This is a genomic window from Pseudarthrobacter siccitolerans (assembly GCF_030823375.1).
Lineage (GTDB): Bacteria > Actinomycetota > Actinomycetes > Actinomycetales > Micrococcaceae > Arthrobacter > Arthrobacter siccitolerans_A.
Genome location: NZ_JAUSXB010000001.1, coordinates 2,644,957 through 2,659,904, shown reverse-complemented (window position 1 = coordinate 2,659,904; position 14,948 = coordinate 2,644,957). Strand labels below are relative to the sequence as shown.

The 14,948-nt window shown below is 65.5% G+C and carries 10 protein-coding genes; all 10 read left to right on the top strand.

What is annotated here, in order from left to right; genetic code table 11:
- Nucleotides 1-272 precede the first annotated feature (272 nt).
- The 10 genes from QFZ36_RS12395 (at nucleotide 273) to QFZ36_RS12350 (ending at nucleotide 14,935) form a co-directional block, all read left to right on the top strand.
- Nucleotides 273-1,733, top strand: a complete 1,461-nt coding sequence (locus tag QFZ36_RS12395) for a glycosyltransferase family 87 protein (protein WP_306636843.1) — start codon at nucleotides 273-275, stop codon at nucleotides 1,731-1,733.
- The gene (locus QFZ36_RS12390; protein WP_306636842.1) at nucleotides 1,726-3,174 is read left to right on the top strand and encodes a phytoene desaturase family protein; all 1,449 of its coding nucleotides are present in this window, start codon (nucleotides 1,726-1,728) and stop codon (nucleotides 3,172-3,174) included. The genes QFZ36_RS12395 and QFZ36_RS12390 overlap by 8 nt, the downstream gene beginning before the upstream one ends.
- A 65-nt stretch (nucleotides 3,175-3,239) precedes the next feature.
- The gene (locus QFZ36_RS12385; protein WP_306636841.1) at nucleotides 3,240-5,228 is read left to right on the top strand and encodes a penicillin-binding transpeptidase domain-containing protein; all 1,989 of its coding nucleotides are present in this window, start codon (nucleotides 3,240-3,242) and stop codon (nucleotides 5,226-5,228) included.
- A gap of 36 nt (nucleotides 5,229-5,264) precedes the next feature.
- On the top strand, nucleotides 5,265-6,947 hold the full coding sequence (locus QFZ36_RS12380) for an ABC-F family ATP-binding cassette domain-containing protein (RefSeq protein WP_306636840.1): 1,683 nt from the start codon (nucleotides 5,265-5,267) through the stop codon (nucleotides 6,945-6,947).
- Between the two features lie 246 nt (nucleotides 6,948-7,193).
- Entirely contained in the window at nucleotides 7,194-8,387 is a 1,194-nt protein-coding gene (locus tag QFZ36_RS12375; RefSeq protein ID WP_306636839.1) for an MFS transporter, read from the top strand.
- Nucleotides 8,388-8,450: 63 nt separating this feature from the next.
- Entirely contained in the window at nucleotides 8,451-9,947 is a 1,497-nt protein-coding gene (locus QFZ36_RS12370) for a bifunctional phosphatase PAP2/diacylglycerol kinase family protein (RefSeq protein WP_306636838.1), read from the top strand.
- A 165-nt stretch (nucleotides 9,948-10,112) separates the two neighbouring features.
- Nucleotides 10,113-11,057 carry an ABC transporter ATP-binding protein gene (locus QFZ36_RS12365; RefSeq protein ID WP_306636837.1) on the top strand — a complete coding sequence of 315 codons (945 nt, stop codon included), beginning with the start codon at nucleotides 10,113-10,115 and terminating at the stop codon, nucleotides 11,055-11,057.
- Nucleotides 11,058-11,062: 5 nt separating this feature from the next.
- Nucleotides 11,063-11,959 (top strand): ABC transporter permease, encoded by an 897-nt coding sequence (locus QFZ36_RS12360; protein WP_444964482.1) that lies wholly within the window; start codon nucleotides 11,063-11,065, stop codon nucleotides 11,957-11,959.
- Nucleotides 11,960-12,213: 254 nt separating this feature from the next.
- Nucleotides 12,214-13,623 carry an amino acid permease gene (locus tag QFZ36_RS12355; protein ID WP_306636835.1) on the top strand — a complete coding sequence of 470 codons (1,410 nt, stop codon included), beginning with the start codon at nucleotides 12,214-12,216 and terminating at the stop codon, nucleotides 13,621-13,623.
- Nucleotides 13,624-13,633: 10 nt separating this feature from the next.
- Nucleotides 13,634-14,935 carry a M18 family aminopeptidase gene (locus QFZ36_RS12350; RefSeq protein WP_306636834.1) on the top strand — a complete coding sequence of 434 codons (1,302 nt, stop codon included), beginning with the start codon at nucleotides 13,634-13,636 and terminating at the stop codon, nucleotides 14,933-14,935.
- The last annotated feature ends 13 nt before the right edge of the window (nucleotides 14,936-14,948 follow it).

Sequence of the window (14,948 nt, the reverse complement as noted above, 5' to 3'; positions counted from 1 at the left end):
GCATGATAAAGAAACTTCAACAGCTCCTGCTTCCGAAACGGGGAAGGCACAGGAGCCGAGGCCAATTCAACCGCCCATTGCTGGAGAAGCAGCGGGAAGACGTTTTCGTCCTGATGCACCAGCAAATGGGCGGCCTGCGCTGACCCACATGCCGGAGTCCGGGAGAAAACAATGAAGCATTTCGATGCGGTACAGGAGCCCACGCGGCGGCGCGTGGGCTCCTTGTCCCGTCCTTTCCAGCACCCGGGCGGGGCGACGGTAAGCTCGATGGCATGCAGGAGAACCAGCCGCCGGAGCATCGAGGGCGGTCCCGCCTCGTAGTCCCCAGCCGCAGCGATGTCCTCCTGCGCAACTTCACCGAAGTCATCGGCGGGCCCCTTGGATCACGTTCCGCGCCGGGGATAGTCTCGCCCGGGATCTTCACCGTTGAACGTGTCCTGATCCTTCTGACGGTTCTGTCTGCCCTGGCAGGGATCCTGGTGAAGGGTTATTGCCGGGTCAATGGCTGGGAATCCCCCACACAGTTCTATGCCACCTGTTATTCGGACTTTCCCGATCTGTTCCGGAACCGGGGACTGGCGGAGGGGACGTTTCCCGTCCTCGGTTCCGGAAGCCAGTTCGAGTACCCCGTCCTGACCGCCCTGATTGCCGGGGTGACGGCCTGGCTGGTCCCCGGGAGCGGCATATCGGATGCGAGGGTGCTCGCCTACTTCGACATCAACGTCACGCTGCTGGCGGCGGTCACCGTCGTGACGGTCCTGGCTACAGCCCGGATGACAGGCCGTCGGCCATGGGATGCTGCCATGGTGGCCCTGGCCCCGGGCATCGTGCTGGCCGGGACCATTAACTGGGACATGTGGGCCGTAGCCATGCTCGCCCTGGGCATGTATTTCTTCTCGCGGCAACGGCTGGTCCTTGCCGGTGTCCTGATTGGACTGGGCGCGGCCATGAAGTTCTATCCGCTGCTGGCGCTGGGCGCCGTCCTGCTCCTTGCCCTCCGCACCGGACGGTTCCGTCCCCTGCTGGTCACGGCGGGGGCAGCCGCTGCGTCCTGGCTGGCCGCCAATCTCCCCTTCGCCGCGGCCAACCCCGCCGGCTGGGTCTACTTTTTCCAGTTCTGCGCCGACCGCGATGCCGGGTACGGCTCGCCCTGGTTCGCTTACAACCTCGTTGCAGACCGGGTGCGGTGGACGGAACTCAGCCCGGCCGCCGTCGACCTCTTGTCCCCTGGCCTCTTTGTGTTGTCCTGCGCGGCGATTGCGGCTGTTGCCTTGACGGCCCCGCGCCGGCCCCGCCTGGCCCAGCTGGCCTTCCTGATCGTGGCGGCGTTCATCCTCACCGGCAAGGTCTACTCACCGCAGTTTGTGGTGTGGCTGATCCCCCTGCTTGCACTGGCACGGCCGCGATGGCGGGACTTCCTGATCTGGCAGGGCATCGAAGGCCTGCATTGGGCAGCGGTGTGGATGTACCTTGGACAGGTGACCAGCGCAGGCTCTTCCCAGCACAACCTGGATATGCCGTACTACGTCCTGGCCGTGGCTGCGCACATGGCCGCGGTGGGCTACCTTATGCTGCGCGTGACGCGGGACATCTACAACCCCCGCTACGATCCCATCCGGCGGCACCACCTGGACGACCCCCATGGCGGTGCTTTCGCCGGCGCACCGGACGGGTTCCGGTTGGGCCCCGGGGGTTCCTCTGTCCTCCCGTGGAAAGCAGGGGCCAATGCCTGACGTTGTGGTGGTGGGTGCGGGACCCAACGGACTGGCAGCCGCAGTGGTAATGGCACGGGCGGGCCTGTCGGTGGAACTCTTCGAGGCAGGCTCCACGATCGGCGGGGGCACCCGCACCAGTGAACTGATACAGCCCGGGCACTTCCACGACGTCTGCTCGGCCGTGCATCCCATGGCAGTAGCGTCCCCCTTCTTCAAGGCCTTCGAACTTTTTCGGCGGGTCAACCTCATCACGCCCGACCTGTCCTACGCCTCGCCCCTGGACGGTGGAAGGGCCGCCCTGGCCTACCGGTCTCTGGACCGGACAGTTGAGGCGCTGGGCCGCGACGGCGACGCCTACCGGCGGCTCATGGCACCGCTTGTCCGGCGCATCGACGACGTCATGGACTTCACCCAGAACCAACTCCTCCGCCTCCCGCGCAACCCCGTGGCGGCGGGGATCTTCGGGCTCAGGACCCTGGAACAGGGATCGGGCCTGTGGAACGCCCGGTTCAAGGAAGAGCTGGCGCCTGCCTTGCTCTCCGGCGTTGCTGCCCATGCCATCTCCCACCAGCCGTCCCTCGCCGCTTCCGGCGCCGGGTTGATGCTGGGGGCACTGGGACATGCCGGAGGGTGGCCCATTCCTGAGGGCGGATCAGCTTCCATAGCTGCGGCCATGGCCCAGGACCTTACTGCCCACGGCGGGGTGATCCACACCAATGCGCCGATCGACCGGCTCAAGGACCTTCCCGCTGCACGTGCCACCTTGTTGAACGTGGCCCCGCAGGGGCTGCTGAACATGGCGGGCCACGCCCTTCCCGTGCGCTACCGGGGAGCGCTGGAGTCCTTCAGGTACGGGAACGGCTCATGCAAAGTGGACTTCATTCTGTCCGGGCCGGTGCCGTGGACTGCGCAGGAACTGGCCAACGCCGGAACCGTCCATCTGGGCGGCACCCGGGCAGAGGTTGCCCGCGCTGAGAACGAAGTCAGTGCCGGCAGGCACCCGGAACGGCCCTACGTGCTGGTGGCTCAGCAGTCCCGCTTCGACTCCAGCCGCGCCCCTGCGGGACACCACACCCTCTGGGCCTACTGCCACGTACCGGCCGGATCAACGAGGGACATGACGGAAGCGGTAACCGCCCAGGTGGAGCGGTTTGCGCCGGGCTTCCGGGATCTGGTGGTGGAATCCAAGGCCATCACGGCCGCAGGGCTGGCCGAGTACAACCGGAACTACGTGGGCGGGGACTTCAGCGCCGGAACCATGGACATGCTGAACCTTGTCCAGCGGCCCGTGGTGTCTCCGGTGCCATGGCGGACGCCCTTGCGCGGGGTCTACCTTTGCTCCTCCTCCACACCTCCCGGTCCGGGCGTCACCGGCATGCCGGGCTACCATGCCGCCAGATATGCCCTTCAGGACATATTTGGCCTCGGAGTCCCGTCACTGGCCCGTGACGCGGCCTAATCCCTGCCCGGCCCGCTCACTCCGCAATGGCAAGCCGCAGTCAAAAACCGGGGGATAATGGCGCGATGGGGATATCTACAAAACTGTCTTTGGGCATCGCTGCCGTCATTCTTGGAACATCGCTGGTGGCCTGCGATGACGGCAGGAGCGGCGCCGAAGCCGCCGTTAAACAGTTCGCCACTGCGGTTTCCGGACTGGATGTGGGCTCGGTGCCCTTCGATGGCAAAGATCCGGCAGCCGCGAATGATCAGCTGAAGAGCGTTTTCGCCGCACTCGACCCCGAGAAGCCGGCCGTTGAAGCCGGAGAGCTGACCCTGGACGGCGACAACGCCGCAGCACCGCTGAACTACACCTGGAACTTCGGGGGTGCCGAATGGAAGTACACCCTGTCCGCGAAGTTCAAGAAGTCCGGGGACAAGTGGCTGACCGTCTGGGACCCTGCCACCTTGGCACCGGGCCTGGCGGACAGCGAGATCCTGACCAAGGGATCACAGTCACCCCAGCGGGCGGACATCCTGGGTGCCGGCGATGTGCCCCTGGTGACATACCGCCCCGTGGTGAATGTCGGCATCGACAAGCCGCAACTGGGGGCCGCGGATCCCGGTGATTCCGCCGGCAAGCTCGCTGCCCTCGTGGGGGTGGATCCCGCAGCTTACAGCCAGCAGGTGCAGGCCGCCGGCGCCGAGGCTTTTGTGTCTGCCATAACGCTGCGCGATGAAGGCCGCACCATCACGAACGAGCAGATTGCAGCCATTCCCGGGGCGCGTGCGATTCCCGCCTCCATGCCGCTGGCTCCCACCCGCACCTTTGCCCGCGCCGTCCTCGGCTCCGTCGGCGAGGCCACGGCCGAGCAGATCGAAGGATCCGCAGGTGAGCTGACGGCGGGAGATGTCACGGGCATCGGCGGGCTGCAGCAACAGTACGACGAACAGCTCAGGGGGACGGACGCCGTCGTCATCCGTGCCCAGCGCGCTGACCTGACCAGGGAACAGATCCAGTCCGCCGCAACGGATCCGCGCCGGGTCCTCTTCGAAGTGAAGCCCACGCCCGGAACGCCGCTGAAGACCACCCTGGACCCTACGCTGCAATCACTGGCCGAGACCACACTGGAAGGCGTTAAACCGGCCTCCGCGATTGTGGCGCTGCGTCCTTCCACCGGGGCTGTCCTGGCCGCGGCCTCAGGGCCGGGAAGCAACGGTTACAACACAGCAATGCTGGGCCAGTACGCACCGGGTTCCATCTTCAAAATGGTGGACTCGCTGGCGATGTTCCGGAAGGGCCTGACCCCCGATTCGAAGGTTGAGTGCACGCCCACTTTGACTGTGGACGGGCGGACTTTCAAGAACTCTGAGGGGTACCCGGAGAGCTCCCTGGGTTCGGTGGCGCTTCGCGATGCGTTCGCACACTCGTGCAACACGGCCTTTATCGCGGCGCGGGATACCGTCTCCCAGAGCCAGCTCGAGGCAGCAGCCCTGGCGATGGGGATCGCCGTCGAAGCGCCGACCCTCGGCGCGGATGCCTTCCTGGGCTCCGTCCCCGGCGAGGCCGCCGGCACCGAGCACGCCGCCTCCATGATCGGCCAGGGCAAGGTGCTGCTGTCCCCTCTGGCCGCTGCCATGATGGCCGGCTCGGTTGCCAAGGGCGCCCCGGTAGCGCCGCAGCTTGTGCTGAATCCCGACGCCGGCGCTGCCGCCGAAGGAACCACCAGCGGAGCCTCTGTTCCGGCAGCCCAGCCCTCTGCCACGGCCAGTGCTGAGGCACCATCCCAGGCCTCCGGGAATCCCATTACCCCTGAGGAAGCCACGAAGCTGGCGGACATGATGCGTGCCGTCGTGACATCCGGACATGCCGGCTTCCTTGCCAGCGTCCCCGGCGCACCCGTGGGGGCCAAGACCGGCACCGCCGAGTTCGGCAACGAGAACCCGCCCAAGACGCACGCCTGGATCGTGGCCGTACATGGCGACCTTGCCGTGGCTGTGTTTGTGGAGGACGGCGGCCTGGGCGCAACAACCTCCGGCCCGCTGCTGCAGAAGTTCCTCACCGCCGCCGGCTAAAAATCCGGGAGCATGCTCCGTGGGAAGATGGACTGCGTGGCCCATATTGACGTTTCCGGTATCGATTACTTCCTCTCCGACGGCACCCAACTGCTCAACGGAGTGACCTTCAAGGTTCCGGACGGCACCAAGACGGCCCTCATCGGGCCCAACGGTACGGGCAAAACCACGCTGTTCAGGATTATCGCCGGCGACCTGACTGCCGATGAAGGCGTGGTCGGCCGGTCGGGCAACATGGGCATCATGCGGCAGTTCGTGGGCCAGGTCCGCGATGGATCCACCGTCCGTGACCTGCTGGTGTCCGCGGCCCCGCCCGCCCTGGCCGCCGCAGCCCAAGAGGTGGACGACGCCGAGCTGGCCATGGTGGAGCACGACGACGAGCCCAGCCAGATGCGCTATGCCCAGGCCATCGTGGACTGGGGGGACGCCGGGGGTTATGACGTCGAGACCGTCTGGGACGAGGTCTGCATGGCCGCGCTGGGACTCCCCTTTGACCGCGCCCAGCACCGCCCGGCGTCGAGCCTTTCCGGCGGCGAGCAGAAAAGGCTGGTCCTCGAAGCGCTCTTTGCCGGTCCTGACGACCTGCTGCTGCTCGACGAACCGGACAACTACCTGGACGTGCCGGGCAAGCGCTGGCTTGAGGACAAGCTGAATGAATCCAAAAAAACTGTCTTCTTCATCAGCCACGACCGGGAACTGCTGAACAACGCCGCGGGCCGCATCGTGACGCTTGAGCCCGGCATCAACGGGGCGGGAGCCTGGATCCACGGTGGCGGCTTCGGCTCCTACGTGGAGGCGCGGGCGGACCGGAATGCCCGCTTCGAGGAACTTCGCAAGCGCTGGGACGAGGAGCACGTCAAGCTCAAGGAACTCGTCAACATGTACAAAAACAAGGCCGCGTTCCGCTCCGACATGGCCAACCGCTACCACGCGGCCCAGACCCGGCTGGCGAAATTCCTGGAGATCGGGCCGCCCGAAGCGCTGCCCATTGAGCAGAACGTGCAGATGCGGCTCAAGGGCGGCCGGACCGCCAAGCGCGCCATCGTTGCCGAGAAGCTGGAACTAACCGGCCTGATGAAGCCGTTCTCCACGGAAGTATGGTTCGGCGACCGCGTGGGCGTCCTGGGGTCCAACGGCTCGGGCAAATCGCACTTCCTCCGGCTGCTGGCCACAGGAGGGACCGATCCTGAGCGGGAGCACGTGCCCGTGTCCGACGTCGAAATCGCCGAAGTGCCGCATGAGGGCACGGTGAAACTCGGCGCCCGTATCCGGCCGGGCTTCTTTGCCCAGACGCACGTGCGGCCGGACCTGCTGGGCAAGACCCTCCTGGAAATCCTGCACCGCGGCGACGAACACCGGTCCGGGCTGGGCCGTGAGGCAGCAGCGGGCGCGCTGGACGGATACGGGCTGGCCGGGCAATCAGAGCAGAAGTACGAATCCCTGTCCGGCGGGCAGCAGGCACGGTTCCAGATCCTGCTCCTGCAACTGAGCGGCGCCACGCTGCTGCTCCTCGACGAACCAACGGACAACCTTGACCTGCACTCCGCCGAGGCCCTTGAACGGGCCATCGACCACTTCGAAGGCACCGTCCTGGCGGTGACGCACGACCGCTGGTTTGCCCGGACCTTCGACCGCTTCCTGGTGTTCGGATCCGACGGCAAGGTGTACGAATCGGACGAGCCGGTGTGGGATGAGAAGCGGGTGGAGCGCGCCCGCTGACCCCCAACGCTCTCTCAGTTAATGCGCGTTTTTCGCTCACCCTCTCGCACCGGTGCGAGAGGGTCGGTGCTTAAGGTGCGTTAAGTGAGAGAGGGTCTGGGGCCCGGCTGCTGCGGCGAAATGGGAAGCACAGGCCAGGGCCCTTGTGGCCGGCCTCGACCGTGTGGACATTATGGTGGCGGACAAGCAGTTCAGCCTGGACGAACGACGACGACTTGATGACAACTCTGTGGAAGTAGTGAATGTATGAGCATCAACACCGGTACGGCACAACAGGCTGGACTTAAGGCAGCCGCGGCTGCCACTCTTGTTGTCTTTGGCATCAACGGACTGGTTTTCGCCAGCTGGGCGGCGAGGATTCCCGCTGTCACCCAAACACTGCAGATCACCTCCGGACAAATGGGCACCCTGCTGCTGTGCACCGCCGTCGGCTCACTGCTCGCACTGCCCACTGCCGGATGGGTGGTGGGGCGGCTCGGTACGGCCAACACCGTCCGTCTGGGCGGGTTGCTGGCCTCGGCCGCCGGGGTGGGCATTGCGCTCTCGCTGGCCGCCGCATCCATCCCCGGCACAGCCGTTTCCCTGTTCTTCTTCGGAATAGCCATTGGCCTGTGGGACGTGTCCCAGAACATCGAAGGTGCCGACGTGGAACACAAGCTGCGGCGCACCATCATGCCCCAGTTCCACGCTGCGTTCAGCGGTGGCGCCTTTCTTGGTGCACTCATCGGCGCGGGACTGTCAAACCTCGGTGTTGACCTGCCGCTGCACCTGCTGGTCATTGTGGGCATTGTGCTGGTGGTGACCATGGCCGCGCCCCGCTACTTCCTCCCGCACGTCGCCATCCCGGCTCCCGCGGAGGGCGCGAAGGCTGCCAAAGGCCCCTCTGCCTGGCGGGACAGCAGGACTGTACTGATCGGCGTCGTTGTGCTTGGCGCCACCCTGACGGAAGGTGCAGGCAACGACTGGATCGCCAAGGCATCAGTGGACGGCCTGGGCACCACCGAATCCACCGGCGCCCTGATGTTTGCCCTCTTTGTCCTGGCAATGACGGCGATGCGCTTCCTGGGCGGCCGCGTCATTGACAAGTACGGCCGGGTTTCCGTCCTCCGCGCCAGCATGGCCGCAGCCGCCGCCGGGCTCTGCCTCTTCGTGCTCGCCGGGAATGCCTGGCTGGCCGCAGGCGGAGCCGCGCTCTGGGGCGTTGGGGCTGCCCTCGCATTTCCGATGGGCATGTCCGCTGCCGCTGACGACCCCCAGCGCGCCGCAGCACGAGTTTCCGTGGTGTCCACCCTGGGATACATCTCGTTCCTGGCCGGTCCTCCCCTGCTGGGCTACCTGGGTGACCTCACCGGAATCCATCACGCACTGCTGGCCATCCTTGCGCCCATCCTCGTGGCACTCCTGCTGGCGGGCGCGGCCAGGCCGTTGAAGGCCAGCTAGGCCGCAACGCCCGACGAAGGGGCGGCTGCGCTGCCGCATTGCTTCCGGCGGTAGGGTGAGGGCATGCAGAGCAAATGGCGCCAGAGCCATCGATGGATCACCAGCACTGACAGGTACCTGGTCCGGCATGTCTCCCGTTTGCCCGGCGGAAACCATGACGACTTCTTCCGGCGGCTTTCCGCTGCCGCGAACCACGGAAAACTCTGGATGGGTGCGGCAGCCGTCATCGCCACCATTCCGGGCAGGCCCCGCCGCGCCGCCCTTCACGGACTGATCGCGCAGGCAGTGGCTTCCGCTGTGACCAACGGCGTGTTCAAGACGCTGTTGCCCCGCGCCCGCCCGCTCCCGGAACACCTGCCGGTTTTCCGGTTCGTGCATCCGCAACCTAAGAGCTCCTCCATGCCCTCGGGGCATTCTGCCTCCGCAATAGCGTTTGCGGTGGGAGTGGGCCTGGTCAAGCCGTCCCTCGGATTTGCGCTGGCCCCGGCGGCACTCGGAGTTGCCTACTCCCGCGTGCACACCGGTGCCCACTGGCCCTCCGATGTGCTTTTCGGTTCGGCCATCGGAGCCGGCGCGGCCCTGGTCACCAGACGGTGGTGGCCGGTCCGGCCGCCCTTTCCCCCAACAACCCGGACATGGGCGTCAGCACCCGAGTTGCCGGAGGGGGACGGACTGAGCATCGTAGTGAACACCCTCGGCGGGTCCTTTAAGGAAGAGACAGCAGACGCCCTCCGGCAAGTATTCCCAAAGGCGTACATAAAGACCGTGGAGCCGGAGGAGGACCTTCTCGCGGCAATCGATCAGACAGCGCAACAACCAGGCACCCGTGCCCTCGGGGTGTGGGGCGGCGACGGAACCGTGGGAGCAGCGGCCACGGCCGCCGTCGAGCGTTCCCTCCCCTTGCTGGTGCTGCCCGGCGGAACACTCAACCACTTCGCCCGGGACGCCGGAACCGGCAGCCTGAAGGAGGCACTTGCGGCAGCGTCCAAAGGCGAAGCTGCCCTGGCCGACGTCGGCATTGTCACCGTAGAACGCGGGCTGGCCGGCAAGCCGGAAACTGCAGAAGTGGTTATGCTCAACACCTCGAGCATTGGGCTCTATCCGAACCTCGTGCGGCGCCGGGAACACCTGCAGCCTGCATTGGGGAAACCCCTCGCCGGAGTGGTGGCCATGTTCCGCACCTTCGCGGCCGGCACCCCCACCATCCTGACGGTGGACGGCAGGCGCCACAAGTTGTGGATCGCCTACGTGGGACGCGGCCGCTACTACCCCCGCGACCACGCGCCGTTGTTCCGGCCTCTGCTGGACGACGGCATCCTGGATGTCCGCATGATCACGGCAGACGAATCCTTTGCCCGGCTCCGCCTCCTCTGGTCGGTGCTGACCGGCACCGTGGCCACCTCACGCATCACCCATCTGACAGAGGCGACGCGCGTCCGGATCGAAGCAGGCGGGTCACCCATGGCACTGGCCGTGGACGGCGAGGCGGTGGCAGGCGTACGCAGTGTGGAGTACAGCGTACGGCCCCGGGCACTGGCGTATTACTCCCCGCGCCCCTGACCTCGGGCGTTGCAACTGGCGGTCATCCAGGGGACTACCCCGGTTAACCCCTGAATCATCCCTGAGACCGGCGAATTCGGGCAGGCGGATCGGTAGCGTGGGAAGTAGACAACCGTCCGAGCAACATTTCCCGCAGCGCATGCTGCCGTCCAAAGGAAACAATCCATGATTGAGGCTAAAGGCCTGACCAAGGTTTATGGCGGAAAAACCGCTGTGGCCGGGGTCAGCTTTACTGTGCAACCAGGGCTCGTCACAGGCTTCCTGGGGCCGAACGGCGCCGGCAAGTCCACCGCCATGCGCATGGTGATGGGACTGGACCGGCCGACGTCGGGCTCCGTCACCGTCAACGGACTGCCTTACGCACACCACAAGGCGCCGCTGCACGAGGTTGGCGCGCTGCTGGATGCCAAAGCCGTCCACACGAGCCGCAGTGCGTACAACCACCTGCTCGCCATGGCCGCCACCCACAGCATTCCAAAAGCCAGGGTCCGGGAAGTTATCGAAATGACCGGGCTTGAGGCTGTGGCCCGCAAGAAGGCCGGCGGGTTCTCCCTGGGCATGGGCCAGCGGCTGGGCATTGCCGCGGCGCTGCTGGGCGACCCCCAGACCCTTATCCTGGACGAACCGGTCAATGGCCTGGACCCGGAAGGTGTGCTGTGGGTCCGGAACCTGGTCCGGCACCTCGCCAACCAGGGCAAAACCATCTTCCTGTCCTCGCACCTGATGAGTGAGATGGCCCAGACGGCGGACCACCTGATCGTGATTGGCCGCGGCCGGATCATCGCCGATGCCCCGGTGAAGGAGATCATCGCCGGAACCCGGCAGGCCAAGACCCTGGTCCGCACCGCCGCCGCACTGCAACTTTCCGCCCTCCTGTCCGGCGATGGGGTCAGCGTGGACCAGAGCGAGCCTGAAACCCTGGAAGTGTCAGGGATGGACTCCCGGCAGATCGGGCAGATCGCCCTCGACAACCAGGTGTTGCTCTACGAGCTCACCCCGCAGCTCTCATCACTGGAAGACGCGTACTTCGACCTCACCAAGGACGAAGTGGAATACCACTCACACCTCACCGGCGGGCCTGCCCTGGCCCCGGCAGTGGCAGGAAAGTAAGGACGATGAGCAGCATGACTGAAACCCGTACCGCCCCCACCCGCTCCTCCGCAGGTTCACGCGGCGTGACTTTTGCCGGCGTGCTCCGGTCCGAATGGATCAAGCTGTGGTCCCTGCTGTCCACCCGCATCCTGTTGCTGCTGACGCTGGTTGCCATCATCGGCGTAGGGGCGCTGGCGGTCCTGATCCGTTATACCTACCTGGACGAGATGATCAGCCGGGCCAGGGACCAGGGCCAGACGATGACCCCCGACATGCTGGAAAAGTCCTTTCCCCCGGGCTCCGGTTTCGACCTGTACAACCTGCCGAACGCCGGGCTGCAGATCGGGATCCTGATCCTCGGCTCGCTCGCGGTCCTCTTTATGTCCTCCGAGTACGCCACGGGAATGATCCGTTCCACCATGAACGCCGTCCCGCGGCGCACCCCCGCTTTCGCGGCCAAGGCGATCATCCTCGCAGTCATTTCCTATGTCATCACCACCATTGCCGGTGCGGCCACCTTCCTGATCGCCATGCCGGTGTTCCAGGGCATGGGCTTTGACCTCGACTGGTCCACCGAGGGCGTGCTCTACAGCGTCTTCACCGGTGGCCTCTACGTGGCCGGCGTTGCCCTGATCGGCCTGTCTCTGGGAACGCTGCTCCGCAACTCCGCCGGCGGCATTACCGTCCTGGTGGCTATGTTCTTCGTCCTGTCCATCGCCGCGGGCTTTATGAACCTCATCCCCGGCGAGTTCTGGAAGTACGTCCCGCAGTACATTCCCAGCGAAGCCGGCGGACGGTTCCTCTCGATTGGCCACACGGACGGCATCATTGATCCCTGGCACGGCGGCCTGATCTTCCTGGGCTACGTGCTGCTGTTCCTGGTCCCGGCGATGATTGTGCTGAAGAAACGCGACGTATAAACCCTGGGATAGCCGAGGTTTCCGGCACATGACCAATTAGCCTCTTAGAAAACTTCTGATGCCCACCGGAGTACCCGCCTGGAGCCCCGACCTGTCCTCGATCATCGTTTCTGGCGAGATGCACAAGGCGCCACAGCTGGAAGCGGCCTAGGGTAAAACAACGGCGGTGGGATGGATCACATTTCTTCCAGTGGTCACTGCATTCCACATCAAGACCCATGCCCCAGGCGATTTCCCTACAGGACGGCACCTTCATGCATGCTGAGCAGCAACTATCAAAGTCCCTGAAACCCAGGCACCTGTCAATGATCGCCATCGCCGGCGTCATCGGCGCAGGCCTGTTCGTAGGTTCGGGGGCCGCGATCCAGCAGGCCGGCCCGGGCATACTCGTCGCTTACGCAGCAGCCGGGCTGGTGGTCATCCTTGTCATGCGCATGCTGGGAGAGATGGCGGCTGCCAATCCTGAAACCGGCTCTTTCTCGACATATGCGGACAAGGCGCTGGGCCGCTGGGCCGGGTTCAGCATCGGATGGCTCTACGCCTGGTTTTGGGTTATTGTCCTCGGCATTGAAGCCACCGCCGGGGCTGCCATTATGCACCGCTGGGTGCCCGGCATCGACCAGTGGGTGTGGGCGCTGCTTCTCATGGTGCTGCTGACGCTGACCAACCTTGGTTCCGTGAAGTCGTACGGTGAGTTCGAATTCTGGTTCGCGTCCATCAAGGTGGCAGCAATTGTCCTCTTCCTGGTGTTCGGTGCCGCCGCAATCCTGGGCCTCGTACCCGGTGTTCCCGCACCTGGCCTGGATAACCTGATCAATAACGGCGGTTTCATGCCCAACGGGCCGGGTGCCGTCCTGGCCGGCATCCTCGTGGTGGTCTTCTCCTTCTTCGGCGCAGAGATAGCCACCATCGCTGCCGGTGAATCCGAAAATCCTGTGGATGCGGTGAAGAAGGCCGTCAAATCCACCGTCTGGCGCATCCTGGTGTTCTACATCGGCTCCATCGCCGTGGTGGTCACCCTGCTGCCGTGGAACTCGGCCTCCGTCGCCAAGAGCCCCTACGTTGCAGTCATTGAACTGTTCGGCATCCCGGGCGCCGGAACTATTATGGACGTCGTCGTCCTGACCTCGGTGCTTTCCTGCCTGAACTCCGGGCTCTACACCGCCAGCCGGATGCTGTTCTCGCTCTCCACCCGAGGGGATGCTCCGCGCTCCTGGACGCGCATCTCGAAGCGGGGGGTCCCTGCCGCAGCCGTGCTTGCCTCCACAGTGGTTGGTTTTGTCACAGTTGGCCTGAACTACGTCGCCCCGGACACGGTTTTCCTGTTCCTGGTCAACACCTCCGGCGCCATCGCACTGTTCGTGTGGCTGGTCATCTCCTCTTCGCAGTTGATCCTGCGCCGCCGGATGGGCGCTGCCGCAAAACACCTGCAGCTGAAGATGTGGCTTTTCCCGTACCTCACGTGGGCTGCCATCATCAGCATCGTGGCGCTGCTGATCGGCATGGTTATCGTGGAGTCGACCCGCGAATCGCTGTTGCTCTCCCTGGCGCTGGCAGCCGTAGTGGTGGCCGTTGGGGTGCTGCGCTATCGCCGCCAGGGTGCAAAGGCCATTGGTCTGCCGGCCCCGGCACAGCGGACGCCCGTGGAGGAATCCCGGCGCTAGACTCGGGACCATGCCTTCTCTATCCTCCGCCGCAGAGCACATCCAGGACCTTGGCGCCTATGTCAGCGCGTCGCCGTCGAGCTTTCACGCGGTGCACGAAGCGGGGCGGCGGCTGCTGGAGGCCAGCTTTGTCCGGCTTGATGAGCTGGAGCCCTGGGAGGGCGGCGCAGGTTCGTTTTTTGTGATCCGTGATGGCGCGCTGATCGCGTGGGTTGCGCCGGAGGCGGCCGGGCCCACTACCGGGTTCAACATCCTGGGGGCGCACACGGATTCGCCCTCTTTTAAACTGAAGCCCAAGCCCACCATTGGTGCGCATGGCTGGTTGCAGGCGGGTGTGGAGGTGTACGGCGGGCCGCTGCTGAATTCGTGGCTGGACCGCGAACTGCAGCTCGCAGGCCGGCTGGTGATGCTGGACGGGACCGAGCACTTGACCGCCACCGGGCCCATGCTGCGCTTCCCGCAACTGGCCATCCACCTGGACCGGGCCGTCAATGACGGCCTGGCTCTGGACAAACAGCGGCACATGAATCCGGTGTGGGGCCTGGGGAATCCCGGCGATTCTGACCTGCTTGCCGTGCTGGCCTCGCATGTGCCGGGCGCTTCCGTGGATCCGTCACTGGTTGGCGGGTACGACGTCGTTATTGCGGACACGCAGGCGCCTGCGGTTTTCGGGGGGAACAGCGAGTTCTTCGCGTCAGGGCGGCTGGACAACCTCTCCGCCACCCATGCGGGGCTGGTGGCACTGATGGCACACGCTTCCCGGGCCGAAGCCGGCGCACCCATCGCCGTGCTGGCTGCTTTTGACCACGAGGAGATTGGCTCCAACTCCCGTTCGGGGGCCTGCGGGCCCATCCTGGAGGATGTGCTGGTGCGCATCTCCGACGGCCTTGGTGCGTCGGCAAGCCAGCGGCGGCAGGCGCTGGCGGCGTCGTTCTGCGTTTCTGCCGACGCCGGGCATGCGGTCCATCCCAACTACGCCGAGCGGCACGACCCCGTCAACCACCCGGTGCTCAACGGCGGCCCGCTGCTCAAAATCAATGCGAACCAGCGCTACGCCACGGACGCGGCCGGCGCGGCTTTGTGGGCGCGCCTGTGTGCGGAGTCGGATGTGCCGTACCAGGAGTTCGTGTCGAACAACGCGATCCCGTGCGGCTCGACGATTGGTCCGCTGACCGCCACGCGCCTGGGGATCCGGACCGTGGACGTGGGGGTTCCGCTGCTTTCGATGCACTCCGCGCGGGAGCTGTGCGGTGTGGAGGATCCGCGGCGGATGGCTGCCGTCACGGAACTGTTTTACGGGACACCGGTGTAGGGAATCGGCAGTT